The 18039-nt window shown below is 67.4% G+C and carries 14 protein-coding genes and 1 tRNA gene; 11 read left to right on the top strand and 4 right to left on the bottom strand.

Translation table 11 applies throughout. The features are described from left to right. Positions 1 to 192 precede the first annotated feature (192 nt). Positions 193 to 654 carry a hypothetical protein gene (locus N4S67_RS09955; RefSeq protein WP_260992779.1) on the bottom strand — a complete coding sequence of 154 codons (462 nt, stop codon included), beginning with the start codon at positions 652 to 654 and terminating at the stop codon, positions 193 to 195. A 55-nt stretch (positions 655 to 709) separates the two neighbouring features. Here N4S67_RS09955 and N4S67_RS09950 point away from each other — a divergent pair, with 55 nt between their 5' ends. The 3 genes from N4S67_RS09950 to N4S67_RS09940 all read left to right on the top strand — a co-directional run bounded on the left by N4S67_RS09950 (position 710) and on the right by N4S67_RS09940 (position 7346). Continuing rightward, a complete protein-coding gene (locus N4S67_RS09950; RefSeq protein WP_260992778.1) occupies positions 710 to 2137 on the top strand; it encodes a PGRS repeat-containing protein in 1428 nt (475 codons plus the stop codon). Positions 2138 to 2354: 217 nt separating this feature from the next. Continuing rightward, complete coding sequence (locus N4S67_RS09945) at positions 2355 to 4223, top strand: PGRS repeat-containing protein (protein WP_260992777.1); 1869 nt, start codon at positions 2355 to 2357, stop codon at positions 4221 to 4223. 306 nt (positions 4224 to 4529) lie between these two features. Beyond that, complete coding sequence (locus N4S67_RS09940) at positions 4530 to 7346, top strand: ATP-binding protein (protein WP_313959934.1); 2817 nt, start codon at positions 4530 to 4532, stop codon at positions 7344 to 7346. Positions 7347 to 7381: 35 nt separating this feature from the next. Here N4S67_RS09940 and N4S67_RS09935 read toward each other — a convergent pair. Further along, positions 7382 to 7455 (bottom strand) — tRNA-Gly (locus tag N4S67_RS09935). Positions 7456 to 7514: 59 nt separating this feature from the next. Here N4S67_RS09935 and dcd point away from each other — a divergent pair. The 4 genes from dcd (at position 7515) to N4S67_RS09915 (ending at position 12738) form a co-directional block, all read left to right on the top strand. Further along, complete coding sequence (gene dcd / locus N4S67_RS09930) at positions 7515 to 8087, top strand: dCTP deaminase (protein WP_260992775.1); 573 nt, start codon at positions 7515 to 7517, stop codon at positions 8085 to 8087. 110 nt (positions 8088 to 8197) lie between these two features. Further along, positions 8198 to 9517 (top strand): ammonium transporter, encoded by a 1320-nt coding sequence (locus tag N4S67_RS09925; protein WP_260992774.1) that lies wholly within the window; start codon positions 8198 to 8200, stop codon positions 9515 to 9517. A gap of 201 nt (positions 9518 to 9718) precedes the next feature. Next, on the top strand, positions 9719 to 11323 hold the full coding sequence (locus N4S67_RS09920) for a DUF7159 family protein (RefSeq protein ID WP_260992773.1): 1605 nt from the start codon (positions 9719 to 9721) through the stop codon (positions 11321 to 11323). An 80-nt stretch (positions 11324 to 11403) separates the two neighbouring features. Continuing rightward, positions 11404 to 12738, top strand: coding sequence for a UDP-glucose dehydrogenase family protein (locus N4S67_RS09915; protein ID WP_260992772.1), 1335 nt, complete (start codon positions 11404 to 11406; stop codon positions 12736 to 12738). On the opposite strand, the gene N4S67_RS09910 is transcribed toward N4S67_RS09915, so the two are convergent. Further along, positions 12724 to 13344 carry a TetR/AcrR family transcriptional regulator gene (locus N4S67_RS09910; protein ID WP_260992771.1) on the bottom strand — a complete coding sequence of 207 codons (621 nt, stop codon included), beginning with the start codon at positions 13342 to 13344 and terminating at the stop codon, positions 12724 to 12726. The two genes, N4S67_RS09915 and N4S67_RS09910, sit on opposite strands and share 15 nt — an antisense overlap. Positions 13345 to 13409: 65 nt before the next feature. Between N4S67_RS09910 and N4S67_RS09905 the strand changes: the two genes are divergently transcribed. Genes N4S67_RS09905 through rfbA form a run of 4 tightly spaced genes read left to right on the top strand, consistent with a single transcriptional unit; the run spans position 13410 to position 16783 of the window. Then, positions 13410 to 14741: a cytochrome P450 gene (locus N4S67_RS09905; RefSeq protein ID WP_260992770.1), complete on the top strand. Its 1332-nt coding sequence runs from the start codon at positions 13410 to 13412 to the stop codon at positions 14739 to 14741. Between the two features lie 41 nt (positions 14742 to 14782). After that, positions 14783 to 15136, top strand: coding sequence for a VOC family protein (locus tag N4S67_RS09900; protein ID WP_260992769.1), 354 nt, complete (start codon positions 14783 to 14785; stop codon positions 15134 to 15136). Positions 15137 to 15150: 14 nt separating this feature from the next. Continuing rightward, positions 15151 to 15894, top strand: coding sequence for a maleylpyruvate isomerase family mycothiol-dependent enzyme (locus tag N4S67_RS09895; RefSeq protein ID WP_260992768.1), 744 nt, complete (start codon positions 15151 to 15153; stop codon positions 15892 to 15894). 25 nt (positions 15895 to 15919) lie between these two features. Beyond that, complete coding sequence (rfbA, locus tag N4S67_RS09890; RefSeq protein WP_260993068.1) at positions 15920 to 16783, top strand: glucose-1-phosphate thymidylyltransferase RfbA; 864 nt, start codon at positions 15920 to 15922, stop codon at positions 16781 to 16783. On the opposite strand, the gene N4S67_RS09885 is transcribed toward rfbA, so the two are convergent. Next, complete coding sequence (locus N4S67_RS09885; RefSeq protein WP_260992767.1) at positions 16737 to 18005, bottom strand: YibE/F family protein; 1269 nt, start codon at positions 18003 to 18005, stop codon at positions 16737 to 16739. The genes rfbA and N4S67_RS09885 overlap by 47 nt on opposite strands. Positions 18006 to 18039: the final 34 nt, after the last annotated feature.

The following is an 18039-nucleotide window of genomic DNA, read 5'->3' as shown; positions in this document are numbered from 1 at the left end:
CTCAGAGGCCCCAGCGATGTTCGCATGCTCGATGCCGGTGATATGCGCGCCCTGTGCAGGATCGTCAGACCGGTTCGCGCGCCGGCGGTCTAAGGGACGGCCAGCCCGCAACAGGGGCGTCAAGCCCCCACCATCACGGTCGCTGCACCGGTGCGCGCGCCATGGCGAATCCTAGGGTTTTTCCCTAGTGCCTCACGGAATGGTGGCGACGCAGGATTGCTCAACAGCTTCCACTATCACCATTTCGGGAGGAAATGAGATGAAGCGTTTGTCGAGACGGTTTGCTGCCGCCGCGACCGGTGCGAGCCTGGTGGCCGCCGCCGGTGCGGCGATGGTCGGGCACCCGACCCCCGTCGCCCCGGAGCCGCCCACCACGTCGTTGGCGGCTTTATCGCTGCCAACGCCCACCGCTTTGTTGAGGGCGGCGACCTTTGCCGGGTTGCCGTCGAGCGCTGGATCGGCCGGAGTGCTCCCGTCGGGATTGGCCGACGCGCCCTCTGGAGCGCTGAGCCTTCCGTTCCAGGTGGCCAGCAACCCGCTGCAACCGACCGGCGCGGCGATGGTCAAACAGCCGACGACCGCCGCCGCGGCCCTGCCGCTACCACCCACCGCACTATCGAACCCGGACAGCTCGCCCAGGACGCCATCTCCCATTGGATCGCCGGGAGTCCTCCTGATTCCAGGATCGACCGACATACCCTCTCGGGCGTTGAACCTACCGCCCCAGGTGCTGAACGACCTTTTCGGTAATGGCGCAGTCGTACGCAACCTGCAGCCGAGCGTGAATCTCATCCTGAACAATCCGCTGTTGGACTTCGCCGGGGCGGTGCCGATCGTCAACATCTTCATCGGCAACGGGATGGACGGCACCGCCTCACACCCCAACGGTTACAACGGCGGCGCGTTATTCGGCAACGGCGGTGATGGCTGGAATTCCACCATCCCCGGTGTGGCCGGCGGCAACGGCGGCAACGGCGCACTGCTTGGCGTTGGCAATGGAGGCAATGGCGGCGACGGGTACAGCGATATCCGAACCTCGGGCGTTGCGACCGGCACCAACGGCGGGAATGGCGGCAGTAGCGGCGGTTTGTTCGGCGAAGGCGGTGCGGGCGGCGCTGGCGGCGACGCAGAAACTTCGGGCGCCACCGCGACCGCCGGCGACGGCGGTGCCGGGGGTTCCGGGGTCTACACCTTTGGTGGTGACGGGGGTGCTGGCGGCGACGCAGTCGGCAACGAGATCATTACCACCGATCCTGTTACCGGCTTGCAGACCGTTCAGGTCGCCAACGCCACTGGTGGCGACGGCGGTGCCGGCGGGGCGGGTTTGTTTGCCGGCGACGGCGGTGCCGGCGGCCGCGGCGAGGCACATGGTGGCGACGCGACCGGCGGGGCGGGCGGCCGCGGCGGCGAAGGCTTCGTCGCTAACGGTGACGCCATCGGAGGTGACGGCGGAGCCGGCGGCAACGCGGATGCTGTGCCCGTTCCGATCGTCACCGGGATCAGCCTAGGCCCGGTCGTCAACGACAAGCCCTCCACGATCACGACGACCACTGTCTCCGGCGGAGTCGCTATCGCCGGACGTGGTGGCGACGGCGGCACGGCGACTTATGGCGGCGGTGACGGCGGTGACGGCGGGTCCGCGACGTCACTAGGCGGAGGTGACGCGTACGGCGGAGCGGGCGGCCATGGGGGAACAGCTGGCACCGTTGGTGGCGTTGGTGGTGACGGTGGTAGCGGGTCTGCAGCGCCGGGCGGAACGATAACAACAGGGGGGGGCATCGTTCTGTCGGACGATGGCGGCAACGCGCACGGCGGCGACGGCGGCGACGGCGGCGACAGCGTACGCGGTATCCAAGGCGGGCCTGGAGGCGCTGGCGGTGATGCGATTAGCGTCCGGCGGAATGCGACTGGCGGCGATGGCGGCGATGGCGGCGATGGCGGCAAGTTCGGTCCGGGCGGCCGGGGCGGCGACGCCACAGTTAGTTCAAACTTCGGCATCCCTCCAGCGCCGACCGGCTCGGCCAAGGGCGGCGACGGCGGCGACGGTGGCGACGGCAGCAAGGGCGGCGACGGTGGCTCCGCGACTGGCGGCGTCAGCAACACCCCAGGCAACGACGGCGCCGACGGCTCTCCCTGACGCCGTCTGAATCCTTCTGACACGAATCAGGCCCTCCGGAGTCGGGGGGCCTGATTCGTGCGTCAATCCGCACGCTTTCACGAAATTGCTCAGGGCATTTGCTCCACCGTTTACGCGACGTCGGCAAATCCTAGGGTTTTTCCCTAGTGCCTCACGGATGGTGGCGACGCAGGATTGCTCAACAGCTTCCACTATCACCATTTCGGGAGGAAATGAGATGAAGCGTTTGTCGAGACGGTTTGCTGCCGCCGCGACCGGTGCGAGCCTTGTGGCCGCCGCCGGTGCGGCGATGGTCGGGCACCCGACCCCGGCCGCCCCGGAGCCGCCCACCACGTCGTTGGCGGCCTTATCGCTGCCAACGCCCACCGCTTTGTTAAGGGCGGCGACCTTTGCCGGGTTGCCGTCGAGCGCTGGATCGGCCGGAGTCCTCCCATCGGGATTGGCCGACGCGCCCTCTGGGGCGCTGAGCCTTCCGTTCCAGGTGGCCAGCAACCCGCTGCAACCGGCCGGCGCGGCGATGGTCAAACAGCCGACGACCGCCGCCGCGGCCCTGCCGCTACCACCCACCGCACTATCGAACCCGGACAGCTCGCCCAGGACGCCATCTCCCATTGGATCGCCGGGAGTCCTCCTGATTCCAGGATCGACCGACATACCCTCTCGGGCGTTGAACCTACCGCCCCAGGTGCTGAACGACCTTTTCGGTAATGGCGCAGTCGTACGCAACCTGCAGCCGAGCGTGAATCTCATCCTGAACAATCCGCTGTTGGACTTCGCCGGGGCGGTGCCGATCGTCAACATCTTCATCGGCAACGGGATGGACGGCACCGCCTCACACCCCAACGGATTCAACGGCGGCATGTTGATCGGCAACGGCGGTGATGGCTGGAATTCCACCATCCCCGGTGTGGCCGGCGGCAACGGTGGCAACGCCGCAATGTTCGGCAGCGGCGGAAATGGCGGTGACGGCTACTCCGACATCAGGACCAGCGGCGAAGCCTTCGGCACGGCCGGTGGTAACGGCGGGAAGGGCGGGCAATTCGGCGATGGCGGTAACGGGGGTGCCGGCGGCAACGCAGAAACATCTGGTGCCAAGGCCATCGCCGGTGGTGGCGGCGCCGGCGGTTCCGGTGGGTACCTTGCGTCTGGCGGCAACGGGGGTGTGGGCGGCGAGGCAACCGGCAACGCCATCGTCACCACCGATCCTGTTACCGGTTTGCAGACCGCCCAGGTCGGCCATGCCGTCGGCGGCGACGGCGGCAGCGGCGGGACGGGTGTCGTGGGCGGCGACGGCGGAACCGGCGGCCGCGGAAATGCATATGGCGGCACAGCGCTCGGCGGAGCGGGCGGCGACGGTGGCTCGACCCTTTCCGGCTCCGGCCAAACCAGCGGCGGCGACGGTGGCGCTGGTGGCAACGCGGCCGCCGTGCCGGTTCTGGTCGTCACCGGTAAGAGCCTGGGCCCGGTCGTCAACGATCAGCCCCAACAGATCACGACGACCACTGTCTCCGGTGGAGACGCTGTCGGCGGCCGCGGCGGCGACGGCGGCTCATCGGATTCGGTCAGCGGTAACGGCGGTGACGGCGGTCAAGGCGGCGGCGCCATGTCAGGAGGCGGAGGTGACGCCTACGGCGGAGCGGGTGGCGCTGGCGGAGATAGTTCCAACGCCACAGATGGCGCTGGTGGTGACGGTGGCGTAGCGCTCGCGGCGCCGGGCGGAACAATCACCACAGTCGGGCCGTACCAGGTGCCCCAAGGGGGTCTCCCTCCGGGTGATTTTGTCCCGTCGGGCGATGGTGGCGACGCATTCGGTGGCGACGGCGGCGACGGCGGTGACGGCGACGGCCCTGGAGGCGATGGCGGCGAGGCTGTTAGCTCTACCCGGAATGCGACTGGCGGCGACGGCGGCGACGGCGGTACGGGCGGCCGGGGCGGCAACGCCACGGTCGTTTCCAACGACGCCAACCCGCCGACCGGGTCAGCAAAGGGTGGCGACGGAGGCGATGGCGGCCCCGGCTCCGGTGGCTCCGGCGGCACCGCGACTGGTGGCGCCAGCAACTCGGACGGCGCTGACGGCACTCCGTAACGCGGCAAAATCTGTCTGACACGAATCAGGCCCCCCAAGTCCGGGGGGCCTGTTTCGTGCGTTACTCGAGACGGTTCGAAAATTGCTGACGGCATCGACTCCACCGTTTACGTGACCGACTGCATCGGTGCGACGAGGCGGGGACCTTGATGCGGCGCCCGGCAACCTATTGACGACGATTCGTAATCAGTAGCGGTTTTGTTCCTTGGGGATCGCCGTGGGCGCCGTGCTGTCGGGCGCATTGGTTGCCACCGCGTCGGGACCGGCCGCCGCTTTGAGAATCGCGATTGCTGGCAACCACTCGCCGTGTGCAGTAGAACTATTCGCTGTGAGATTGCTGTGACCACCAGGACTGCACTGGTCGAGCGGGACGAGGCCCTCGGAGCACTCCGACGGGTAATTAACGATGCCGTCGCGGGTCGTGGTGCGGTCGCAAACTTGCTCGGTCCTGCTGGAATCGGCAAGACAGCGCTGTTGGATGCCCTCGACTTGTCGGCTGCCGAAGCGCGTGTCTTACGGGCACGATGTTCGCTGCTTGAACGCGACTACTCCTTTGGAGTTGTTCGCCAACTGATTGCCGGCCTAGACGAGGACGCGGTTGAGACCTTGCTCAACTCGGGCGGCGTCGGCGTCACGGCCGCGCTCGATGACGCTGCCGTCCCGCCGGTGCCGGACTCAGTTTTCGCGGTCCTGACCGCCCTGTCCAAGGGTTTGGCGGCGCTCGCTGAGGAGCGTCCGCTCGTCGTGATCGTGGACGACATCCACTGGGCCGACGACGCATCGCTGCGGGCGCTGGACTTTCTGGCGCGGCGCGTCGAAGGGTCGGCGATCGCCATCATCCTGGCGATGCGCCAAGGCGAGCCCGTGCCCGCCGGGTCGATGCTGGAATCGGTGTACGAGATCCCAGGCGTTCGGACGATCGTTCCCGCGCCGCTCAGCGCGGCCGGTGTGACGGCGATGGCTCACCGCTGGTTCCCCGGCATGAGGATCGAGGAGGCATTCGTCGCCGAATGCACGACATGGACGAGCGGCAACCCGCTGTTCCTCACTGAGGTCTTCAAACAACTGGCTGCGAAGAAGCCGAATGCGCTCGACGGCGCCGAGGTTCCTGGTGCACGACCGGCCTCTTTGGAGGCGCTGATCACTACACGCATCTCCGCGCTCGACGAGGCCGCTGCGGCGGTCGCCAGCGCCGTCGCGATCCTGGGCTCGCGACAATCACTGGACATCCTCGGCGAATTCGCTGGTTTGTCGACGAGCGAAGCCGAGCGGGCCATCGGACGCCTGATCGCTGCGTCCGTTCTCACCAGCGACCTCAGATTCGTCCACCCACTGGTGGAATCCGTTGTCGCCGAACAGATCCCTGCGCCAATTCGCGCGACCCGCCATCGGGATGCCGCCGCAATCCTGGCCAAGCGCTCCGCTGCGGCGCAGGAGGTTGCGGCTCATCTGCTGCACTGCGCCGTTGTCGGCGAGTCGTGGGCGGTTGAGGCCCTCGAAACCGCGGCCGATGATGCGCTCGGTCGAGGAGCGCCAGACGAAGCGATCGCACTGCTCCAACGTGCACTCCGTGAGCCTGCGGCCGTCGAACGTCGGATCCGGCTGACGATCGCCTTGGCACGCGCGGAATGGCTCGACCATCGGCCGGAAGCATTGGCGCACTTGGCTTCAGCGGCTGAATTGGCGCCGGCTGGTCCCGTCCGGGCCGAGATCGAACTCCAGCGGGCGAGGCTACTCGGATTCGCCGGCCTGAACTCTGCGGCGAGCGATGCGCTCGTGGCGGCGCGCGATCAACTCGGCGACGCCGACAGTGAACTCGGATGGTTCATCGACGCGGCGAGGATCATGTGCGCATCGACGACTCCGGGTCTCTCGGCGACCATTGGCCCGGTGGTGTCGAACGCGCGCGGACTGCCGGGGGATCGCCCGGGCGAACGCGCAGCGCTGGCAGCCGCCGCGTTCGATCTCGCGAAGGTCGGAACGCCGATCGCCGAACTCCTCCCCATGGTCGATCGGCTGACCCGGCCGGGTCGATGCAGCTTCAGTCAATCGGCCGACGGCTTCACGCCAGTCGCGATCTCATATATCGCCATGAATCTGGGCCTCATTCGGCGATCGCTCGCGGTCTCCGATGCCTTGGTTGTCGAGGCCACCGCGATGAGTTCCCCGCTGCTGATGTCGGAAGCCGTCGCCGCGCGCGCCACGGCTAGGTATAGAGCCGGAGAGCTTGTGAACGCCGAAGCCGACGCGCGCGCTGCTCTGATCGCAGCAAATCTCGTGGCGGGGCTGACGCCGCCGATCGCGATGTACGCCCTCCTACACTCGCTCATCGAGCAGGGCAAGGTAGCCGAAGCCGTCGCCATCGGGCAGACACTCGAATTTCCGCCTCAACGCGAGGACACGCCGATGGCGGCTATCGCGCAGAGCGCCCTCGGCAGAGCATTGGTGCGGTCCGGTGCGGTCGAGAATGGACTTCAGGTTTTACTCGCGTCAGGAAAAGAGCTTGACGCGGTCGGCGCGGTAGGCCTTTCGATCTGGACGTGGCAACTGGACGCGGCGCTTGCTCTTAGCCAACTCGGGCGCCGGGAAGAAGCGATCGACCTTGCGGATGCGGCCGTCGCCACCGGCAGCCGTACCGGCAACCCGATCGACGGGGGGCGCTCCCTGCGCGTGCGTGCCCTGGTGGGGCAGCAGACCGATCTCGACATGCTGGCCGAAGCCGCGGAGATACTTCGACCGACCGAGGCGCCGCTGGAATTCGCGCGCGCGTTGGCCGATTGGGGCGCGGCGTTGCGGCGGGCCGGGTACCGGGCAGACGGGCGTCGCGCTCTGGAAGAGGCCTTGCCGATCGCGGACCGCAGTGGTGCGCTGCCGTTGGCCGAGTACATCACCGCCGAGCTTGCCGCGGCGGGCGGTTCGACACGGGCCCGCGGTCGCCACGGGCCGGAGTCCTTGACGCCTTCGGAGCGCCGGATCGCCGCCCTCGCCGCAGCCGGGCACACGAACCGGGAGATCGCTGACCAGCTGTTCGTCACCGTGAAGAATGTGGAAGGCCATCTCGCCGCATCGTTCCGCAAACTGGGCATCAGATCGCGACGGCAGTTGCGGCAGTTCGAGTTCTAGGAGTCGCGACAGGTGCGGATGATCTGGCGCTTCCTTGGAGCCGATGACGGGAATCGAACCCGCGTATTCAGCTTGGGAAGCTGATGTTCTGCCATTGAACTACATCGGCATATTCAACTGGCTTGTGTGATCACGAAGGCTAACACTTCGAGCGGCTACGCTCGTCGCGTGCTGCTCTCCGATCGCGACATCCGCTCCGAGGTCGCCGCGGGGCGACTCGGCATCGATCCGTTCGACGACAGTCTCGTGCAACCGTCGAGCGTCGACGTTCGGCTCGACAACCTGTTCCGCGTGTTCAACAACACCCGGTACACACACATCGATCCGTCGATGCGCCAAGACGACCTCACCACCCTCGTCGAACCGAAGGAGGGCGAGCCGTTCGTGCTGCACCCCGGCGAGTTCGTGCTCGGCTCGACGTTGGAGCGTTGCACGCTGCCCGTCGACCTGGCGGGCCGGCTCGAAGGCAAGTCCTCGCTGGGCCGCCTGGGTCTGCTCACGCATTCGACCGCGGGCTTCATCGATCCCGGGTTCTCGGGCCACATCACTCTCGAGTTGTCGAACGTCGCGAACCTGCCGATCACGCTGTGGACCGGTATGAAGATCGGCCAGCTCTGCCTGCTACGCCTGACCAGTCCGTCCGAACACCCCTACGGCAGTTCGCAAGCCGGGTCCAAGTACCAGGGCCAGCGAGGACCGACCCCGTCACGCTCGTACCTGAACTTCATCAAGTCGACCTGACGGTGAGCATTCGGTAACGACGCGGCAACACGAAACATGGCCGAAACACATCCGCCCCGCGCCTGAAACGAACAATGGCCAAGCTCTTCTCCGACTGGGAGGGAGCCCCAATGGACGCGATCGATCCCGCAGCCACCGCGTGGCTGCTGGCCGCCACGGCAATGGTCCTGCTGATGACCCCGGGACTGGCGATCTTCTACGGCGGCATGGTCCGCACCACCGGCGTGCTCAACATGATCATGATGTGCTTCGTCGCGATCCCGGCGTGCACCGTGGCCTGGCTCCTCGTCGGTTACTCCGTCGCGTTCTCCGAGGACGCGGGCGGCGGGCTGATCGGCAACCTCGCTCACTTCGGCATGCTCGGTATCGACCCGACCACCGCCCGCGGCGCGGTGCCCGAACTCCTTTTCGCCACCTTCCAGCTCACCTTCGCTATCGTCACCGCCGCTCTCGTCAGCGGCGCGATCGCCGATCGCGCCCGGTTCTCGGCATGGATGGTGTTCGTGCCGCTGTGGACGGTCGCCGTCTACGCGGTGGTGGCGCACTGGGTATGGGGGCCCGGCGGCTGGTTGTTCGAACTCGGCGTGCTCGACTACGCGGGCGGCCTCGTGGTCGAAATCGTCTCGGGCGCCTCGGCATTGGCGCTGGCGCTGGTGCTCGGACCGCGCATCGGCTTCAAGAAGGACTCCATGCGCCCGCACAACCTGCCGTTCGTCCTGCTGGGCGCAGGCCTGCTGTGGTTCGGCTGGTTCGGGTTCAACGCGGGCTCGGCGCTGGCCGCCAACGGCACCGCTGCTGCGGTGTTCCTCAACACGCTCGTCGCTGGGTGCCTCGGAATGCTCGGCTGGATCGCGGTCGAGCGGTTCCGAGACGGGAAGCCGACCACCTTCGGCGCCGCATCAGGGGTGGTGGCCGGACTGGTCGCGATCACGCCGTCCTGCGGAACGGTGAACACCCTGGGTGCCTTCGTCGTCGGCCTGGCCGCGGGCGTGATCTGTTCCTACGCGGTCGGGATGAAGTTCCGGTTCGGCTACGACGACTCGCTGGACGTGGTCGGCGTGCACTACGTCGGCGGTCTCGTCGGTGTGCTGCTCATCGGCTTGCTGGCCAACGAAGTGATGACGGCCGGCCCGGAGGGCCTGTTCTACGGCGGTGGGCTGGTTCAGCTCGGCAAGCAGGCGCTCGGCGCCCTGGTTGTCAGCCTGTACGCCTTCGTCGTGTCCTACGTGCTGGCCAAGGTCATCGACCGCGTCCTCGGGTTCCGCGTCAGCGCCGAAGACGAGACCACCGGCGTCGACTTCAGCCAGCACGCCGAGACGGCCTACGCCGAGGGCGTGCACGGGCATCAGCCGGTGCGGCGGCCGCCGACGCTCGGCAGCCTCGACGCTCTGCAGAAGCGGCCCGAGACGGCCGAGGACACAAGGGACTGAAAACCCCCGCCGCTGCGTTTGAACCACCGGACGCGGTTCGCCGTTGAGCCGAGTAGGGTTGAGTTCCTAAGAGCCGCCAGCAAATGCGCATCGGATGTAACGCTTCAGCTGGTCACGCCGATGAATTACTAGTTGTCGGCTCGTGCGGGACGAGAGCCCAGCAATTCCATAAACGGCGTAGCAAACTTTTTGGAGGGGTCAGTGGACATCGTATTAGGTGTGTCGATGACACCTACGACGGTCCGCATGGTGCTGGTCGAAGGCGAAAAAGCGGACGGGGTGACGGTCGATCACGACACCTTCGACGTCATGTCGAACGACGGCTTGGCAACGTCAAGCGCGGCCGACCAAGTCGTGGCGGCGATCCTCGGAACGCAAGAAAGCGCCGAGGGCGGCGGCCACGATCTGAAGTCCATCGGCGTCACGTGGAGTGACCATGCCGAGGCGTCGGCGCTGCGCGATGCGCTGGCCGCCCGTGGCATCGAGGGCGTCATGCTCGTCTCCGCGAGCCACGCCGCGGCAGCGCTGGCTCAAGCCGTCGGGCGGGCGGTCGGTTATGACACCACCGCGCTGTTCTTCATCGATCGTGACACCGCGACGCTGTCGGTCGTGCAGACCGACGACGGGTCGGTCGTCAAGGTGTTGAGCCGCAGCCTGCACAGCGACGATGCCATGGCCGTGCTGACCGAAATGGCAGCAGCGGTCGATCGGCAGGAGTCGCCGCCGCAGGGCATGTTCGTCGTCGGCTCCGGCGTCGACGTCAGCTCGGTGAAGGCCCACCTCAAGGGTCTGGTCAGCCTGCCGGTCAGTGCGCCGGACGAACCCGAACTCGCGCTGGCGCGCGGTGCGGCCCTGGCCGCGGCCAACGCCCCGGCCTTCGAGGCGTCGACCGTCGGGCTGGCCTACTCGCAGGATCCCGACGGCACCACCGCCGGCTCCATCTACGCCGGCCTTGCGGCCGCCGAGACCCAGATGGCACCGGTGGGCAGCACCGGCCTGGACTACGAACCGCCGACCGACCTCGAGATCCCGGCCGATGAGGAGCGCAAGCCATTCCTGCTCGTCGGCAGCGCGTTGACGTCGGTCTTCGTCGTCGGCGTTGTCGCACTGGTCATTTCGTTGGCCGTGAGCATCCGGCCCACCGCCGACCAGCGCCCCAGCCCCGGCCAGAGCGCGATCGTGCCGAGCGTCGTGGCGCCCGCACCGCCGCCCGTGCGGGAAGCGGCACCGGCCGTGGCGCCCCCGCCCGCGCCTCCGGCGCAGACCATCAAGCCGCCGGTGCCGGTCGTGCAGCAGGCGCCGCAAGCTCCGCCGCGCACCGTCTTCGTCGAGGCGCCGGCCCCGGCGCCCGCCGCTCCACCGCCGGCTCCCATTGCGCCGCCACCCGCGCCCGCACCGGCGGCTCCGGCTCCGGTGCCCGCGCCGGTGCCTGCCTACATCCCGCCGCCGATCTACAACCCGCCGCCGGTGTATCGGTATCCGCGGCAGAATCCGTGGACGCCGCCGTGGCAGGCCCCTCGCCCCACCTGGAAACCGCCGACGCCCACGTGGGAACCGCCCACCCCGACGTGGACGCCGCCCCGGCCGACGTGGACCCCGCCGCTGCCCGAGCCCGAAGAGCCACAAGTGCCCGACTACCCGGAGTCGCCCTGGCAGAACGGCAGCGGATCGAACTCCGGGTCCCGCGGGTCCGGTGACTACGGGCGCGGTGACTACGGCCGCGACTCAGGCGACTACGACGGCGGCGGATCCTCGGGTCGCGGCAGCGGAGGCAATCAGTGCTTCCTCATCTTCTGCAGCGGCTAGCGTCTGCTCGTCACCTGCCGTTGGTCTGCCGGCCCGTGTCGCGTAGCAGTTAGCTCATCGCCGCTGCCTAAAGAGGCAGTATGCGATGTTCCGTATTCGGCACCGGCTATCTCGGCGCGACTCATGCGGCAGGAATGGCCGAGCTCGGGCACGACGTGATCGGCGTCGACATCGATCCCGGCAAGGTGGCCAAGCTCGCGGCGGGCGAGATCCCGTTCTACGAGCCAGGCCTGCCGAAGATGTTGCGGGACAACCTCGCTGCCGGTCGTCTGCAGTTCACCACCGATTACGAGGCCGCTGCCCAGCATGCCGACGTGCACTTCCTCGGCGTCGGCACGCCGCAGAAGAAGGGCGAGTACGGCGCGGACCTGCGCCACGTATACGCGGTGATCGACTCGCTGGTGCCGCGGCTGCGGCGGTCGGCGGTCATCATCGGCAAGTCGACGGTGCCGGTCGGAACCGCGGCCGAACTCGCCGAGCGTGCGCGCGCGCTCGCGCCGGACGGCGTTGACGTGGAGGTGGCGTGGAACCCCGAATTTCTCCGGGAGGGCTTCGCTGTGCACGACACGCTGCACCCGGATCGCATCGTCGTCGGCGTGCAGGAAGGGTCGACCCGCGCCGAGGAAGCCGTCCGTGAACTCTACGCACCGCTGCTGGATGAGGGCGCGCCGCTGCTGGTGACCGACCTGCAGACCGCGGAACTGGTCAAGGTGTCGGCGAATGCCTTTCTGGCGACCAAGATCTCGTTCATCAACGCGATGTCGGAAGTGTGCGAGGCCGTGGACGCCGACGTCACGATGCTGGCCGACGCGCTGGGTTACGACCCCCGCATCGGGCGGCGTTTCCTCAACGCGGGACTGGGGTTCGGCGGTGGCTGCCTGCCCAAAGACATCCGCGCGTTCATGGCGCGGGCGGGAGAACTGGGTGCCAACCACGCGCTGACCTTCCTGCGTGAGGTCGACAGCATCAACATGCGCCGTCGCACCCGAATGGTCGAACTGGCCACCAAGGCCTGCGGCGGCTCGCTACTGGGCGCCAACGTCGCCGTCCTCGGTGCGGCGTTCAAGCCCGAATCCGACGACGTGCGAGACTCGCCTGCGCTCAACGTCGCGGGCATGCTGCAGCTCAACGGTGCCACCGTCAACGTCTATGACCCCAAGGCGATGGAGAACTCGCGTCGGGTGTTTCCGACGCTGACCTACTCCACCTCGGTGCTCGAGGCGTGCGACCGCGCCGACGCCGTGCTGGTGCTCACCGAATGGCGCGAGTTCGTGAACCTCGACCCGCGTGAGCTCGCAGGCACGGTGCGCGCGAAAGTTGTTGTCGATGGCCGTAATTGTCTCGACGCCGATCGGTGGAGCAGCGCCGGTTGGCGGGTGTTCTGTCTGGGGAGAAGCGGGTCAACCGGTCGATGACTGTTTGATCAGTCCCTCGAAGCCCTGCCACAAGAACATGAAGACGATCTCGACCACACGTTCGCGCGGCACGTCGCGGTTGTCGTACCACCACCGCGCGACGCCGTCATTGGCCGATTGTGTTGCGCGGGCCAGGATCCACGCCCCGTCGTCGAGTGAAATGCCGTTGACTGAAGTGGCCTCGCCCGCGCCGAAGCGGATCAGCTCGGCGATGCCCGCAGTGCCCTGGTCGGCGATCCGTCGACAGACGGCGGCGATCTCGTCGTCGGCCGGGGGATCCTGGTGCAGCACGCGCCACATGAACGGGTCTTCCTCGACGAACGCGAAGTAGCTCGCGATGCTGTCGCGGACCAACTCCTCGACGGAGATTCCCTCGCGGATGCGCAGCGAGCGGTCGCGCAACTGCGCGGCGTGGAGTTCGAGCAACGTGATGTGCAGCTCGCGCTTCGAGGCGAAGTGGTCGTAGAGCACCGACGGCACAACGCCGGCGCGCGCCGCGATGTCCTGCATCTTTGCCGCGGAATACCCATGCGCGGCGAACACCTCGACGGCCGCGTCGAGGATGCGCGCCCGCCGCTGCGCGGCCGGTATCCGCTTCCTTGCCATACCGAATGGTAATTCGGTAGGCTCCGGTAAATAACCGAATCGCGATTCGGTTGGACGGGAGCATCATGGCGCAGAACCCGGTCAAGCAGCGAATCCAATGGTTCGCGGTGCACGGCGTGATCCGCGGAATCTCGAAGGTCTTCGCCCGTCGCGGCGATCCGCAGGGGCGGTTGCTCATCGATCCGGACATTCGGGCCAACCCCGTCGCCTTCCAAGATGAGCTGCGGGCGCGGGGTCCGATCGTGAAGTGCCGGGCGATCTACATGACCGTCGACCACAAGGTCGCCAACGACCTCCTTCGGTCGGACGAGTTCCACGTCTTCGGGCTCGGCACCAACCTGCCCAAACCGTTGCAGTGGCTGGCCACCCGCACCAGACCTGATCTGCTGCATCCGATTCAGCCGCCGTCCATGCTCTCGGTGGAGCCTCCCGACCACACCCGCTACCGCAAGCTGGTGTCGTCGGTGTTCACGCCCCGTGCGGTGGCCGCGCTCCGCGATCGTGTCCAGGACGCCGCCAACACGCTGCTGGACGATCTCGAAGACGAGGAGGGCACCGTCGATGTTGTCGACAGGTACTGCTCGCAGCTTCCCGTCACGATCATCGGCGACATCCTCGGCGTACCCGACGAGGCCAGACCGCACATCCTGGAGTTCGGTGAGCTCGGTGCCCCCAGCCTCGATATCGGCCTGACCTGGCCGCAGTACCAGAAGGTGTACCGCGGTATCGAGGGCTTCAACGACTGGCTGTCGAACCATCTGCACGAACTGCGCCGTAACCCGGGCGACGACCTGATGAGCCAGATCATCCGCGGCTCCGAGACCGCCGAGGGCGGCCCGCTGACCCACAAGGAACTGCTCGCGACCGCGGGCCTGGTGCTGGCCGCCGGCTTCGAAACCACAGTCAACCTGCTGGGCAACGGCATTCGCATGCTGCTCGACAACCCTGGTCATCTGCAGACGCTGGCGGCCCAACCCGAACTGTGGCCCACCGCGGTCGAGGAGATTCTGCGGCTCGACTCACCCGTGCAGCTGTCCGCGCGTATCGCCGCCGAGGACACCGAGGTGGAGGGCACCCGCATCCGGCGCGGCGAGGGCATCATCGTCTACCTGGCAGGCGCCAACCGCGACCCGAAGGTGTTCGCCGACCCGCACACCTTCGACCTGCAGCGCGAGAACGCGGGCAAGCATCTCTCGTTCTCCGGCGGCAGGCACTTCTGTCTCGGTGCCGCGCTGGCGCGCGCGGAGGGTGAGGTGGGCTTGCGGACCTTCTTCGAGCGCTTCCCCGACGCGCGCCTCGCAGGTGTAGGCAGCCGCCGCGAAACGCGTGTCCTGCGGGGATGGGCATCACTGCCGATCACCTTGGGCACCGCGCGCGCGATGAGTTCGCCCGCCTGAGCGGGTCGGTACCTCTGAGAATCAACGGGAGGGAACGATCCATGGCGATAGACCATGTGCTGGCTGTGGTGCCGGTGACAGACCTGGACAAGAGCCGCGAGTGGTACGGCTCGTTGTTCGGCCGACCGGCCGACAACAATCCGATGCCCACACTGGTGGAGTGGCAGGTGTTGCCCGGCGCATGGGTGCAGGTGTTCATCGACGCCGAGCGGGCGGGTTCGGGCCTGCTGAACTTCGCCGTCGACGACCTGGAAAGCCACCTCGCCGAAGTGAGCGGTCGCGGACTCGAGCCGGGTGAGATCGTCGACGCCAATAAGGGTGTACGGCTCTCGACCGTCACCGATCCCGACGGCAACTCAATCAGCATCATCGGAGGTTTCCGCGTCGAGTATTGAGTTAGGTTCGTGGCGTGGACTTCCGAGCCGCGCTGCTCGACCAGACCCGATCGTTCGGCGACCTGATTCGCAGTGCAGATTCGTCTCTGCCCGTGCCCACGTGTCCCGACTGGACGCTCAAGCAGCTTTTCCGCCACGTCGGACGGGGCAACCGGTGGGCCGCACAGATCATCGCCGACCGCCGGAGTGAGGCGCTTGACCCTCGAGAGGTCCGCGACGGCAAGCCCCCCGACGATCCGGACGGCGCGATCGACTGGCTCAACGAAGGTGCCCAGCTGATCGTCGACGCCGTTGACCGTGTCGGGTCCGCGCGGGTGTGGACGTTCCTCGGACCTCGCCCGGCCGGGTGGTGGATCCGGCGCCGCCTGCACGAGGTGACGGTGCACACGGCCGACGCGGCGCTAGCGGTCGGCCACGCGTATGACCTGTCGCCTGAGTTGGCCGCTGACGCGATCAGCGAATGGGTCGAGTTGATGGCGATCGAGCGCACGGCGCCCCCGCCGCTCGAACGCGGCCACACGATGCACCTGCACGCCACCGACGGGCGGCTCGGACCGACCGGCGAGTGGACGATCGTGCACGACGACGACGGCGTGTGGTGGTCACATCAGCACGGCAAGGGCGACGTGGCGGTGCGCGGCACCGCCGGCGACCTGCTTCTTGCGATCACGCGTCGCAGGACCGCCGACGAACTCGGGTTGGAGATGTTCGGCGACGGCACGGTCTGGAACGCCTGGTTGGAGCGTACGCAGTTCTGAATGGCGTAACTTCTCGACCATGACCATGCGCGGCATCATCCTGGCCGGTGGTTCGGGGACGCGGCTGTATCCCATCACCATGGGCGTCAGCAAGCAATTGATGCCGGTGTACGACAAGCCGCTGATCTACTACCCGCTGTCGACGTTGATGATGGCGGGTATCCGCGACATCCAGCTGATCACCACGCCTTTCGATGCGCCGGCATTTCAGCGGTTGCTCGGTGACGGTTCCGGTTTCGGCATCAACCTCAGCTATGCGGTGCAGGATCAGCCCGACGGGCTGGCTCAGGCCTTTGTCATCGGCGCCGAGCACATCGGGAACGACTCGGTGGCTTTGGTGTTGGGCGACAACATCTTCTATGGACCTGGCCTCGGTACGAGCTTGCGCAGGTTCCAAAATGTCGACGGCGGGGCGATTTTCGCGTACTGGGTGGGGAACCCGTCGGCATACGGAGTCATCGAGTTCAGCGACGACGGCAGGGCGCTGTCGCTGGAGGAGAAGCCCGCGACCCCGAAGTCGCACTACGCGGTGCCCGGCCTGTATTTCTACGACAACGACGTCGTGGAGATCGCCCGATCGCTTCGAAAATCGGCGCGCGGGGAGTACGAGATCACCGAAATCAACCAGACCTACCTCGAGCAGGGCCGGCTGTCGGTCGAGGTGCTGGCCCGCGGCACCGCGTGGCTCGACACCGGCACATTCGACTCGCTACTGGATGCCAGCGACTACGTGCGCACCCTCGAACGGCGGCAGGGCCTGAAGATCAGCGTGCCGGAGGAAGTGGCCTGGCGCGTCGGGTTCATCGACGACGACCAGTTGGCCGCCCGCGCGCAGACGCTGCTCAAGTCCGGCTACGGCGCCTACCTGATGGAACTGCTGGAGCGGTAGCGGTGCGCGGGGTGGCCAGCACCGCCGCGATGCCCGTCGTCAACGGCACCGATAGCGCCAGCGCGATGCCGCCCACCGCCGATCGGGCGATCTCGATGGCCACGCTCTCGCTGGTCAGCACATCGGCAAGAGAACGGTTGGCGACGCTGAACAACAGCAGCAGCGGCAGCGCACTGCCCGCGTACGCCAGCACCAGCGTGTAGACAGTGCTCGCGATGTGGTCACGGCCCACGCGCATGGCGCCGAGGAAGATCGTCCGCCGTGAGCTGTTCTCGAGGCCGGCCATTTCGAACACCGTCGACGCCTGGGTGACGGTGACGTCGTTGAGCACGCCGAGCGAGCCGACGATGAAGCCCGCCAGCAGCAGGCCGGTGATCGACACGTCGCCCAGGTAGGCGGCCACCTCGTTGTTCTGGTCTTCTGACAGACCCGTGAGGTGCGTCAGTTCGATTGCGCCCCATGACAACAGCGCGGCGAGCAGCAGCGAGGTCAGGGTGCCGAGCAGCGCCGCGCTGGTGCGCAGGCTGACACCGTGCGCCAGGTAGATCACGGCGTACAGGATCACCGCCGAGGCGACGAGCGCGACGGGGATGGCGGACGTCCCGTCGCGTAATGCGGGCAGCATGAAAGCCACCAGCACAAGGAACGCGACGACGATGCCGATCAGCGCGCGCAGCCCGCGCCACCCCGCGACCGCGACGACCACCACCGCGAACACCGCGGCCAGTCCGAACAGCGGCCACGCCCGTTCATAGTCGTAGAACGAGTAGGTCGTCGTTCCCGTCTCGTCGACCTCGCGGCTGATCCTGATCTCGTCGCCGACGGCGAGATTCGGTTGCCCTGGTCCGCCGCTGAACTCGAGCACGGTGTTGGCGCCGGTGTTCGGGCCTGAGTCAATCGCGATCAGCGTCTGGACGCATTGGCCGCCGCCGTCCTGGGCAGGCGCGGGAACCGACGTCAGCACCTGGCCCACCGACGAGCTGCCGCACGCCGTCGCCCTGCTGGAGACCACGTGCCCGCCCTCGGTGGTGACGGCGCCACCCGCGGCGTTCTGGAACGGCAGCGGGATGTCGACCTTCTGCTGAGTCGGCCACAGCCATGCAGCGCAGGCCAGAACGACGACTCCGATGGCGACGAGCAAGCCGACGACGATCCTGGCCGCCAACGGCCCCAGTGGGGAGGGGCCCTGCAGCGAATGCGAGTGGGCATGGGAATGCGTCACGCGGTCAGAGTAGAGGGCACGGCAGTTCGCCCGG

This window comes from Mycobacterium deserti, from assembly GCF_025345615.1.
Lineage (GTDB): Bacteria > Actinomycetota > Actinomycetes > Mycobacteriales > Mycobacteriaceae > Mycobacterium > Mycobacterium deserti.
The sequence above is the reverse complement of the archived record's forward strand: the minus strand, read 5'-3'. Positions and strand labels throughout refer to the sequence as shown.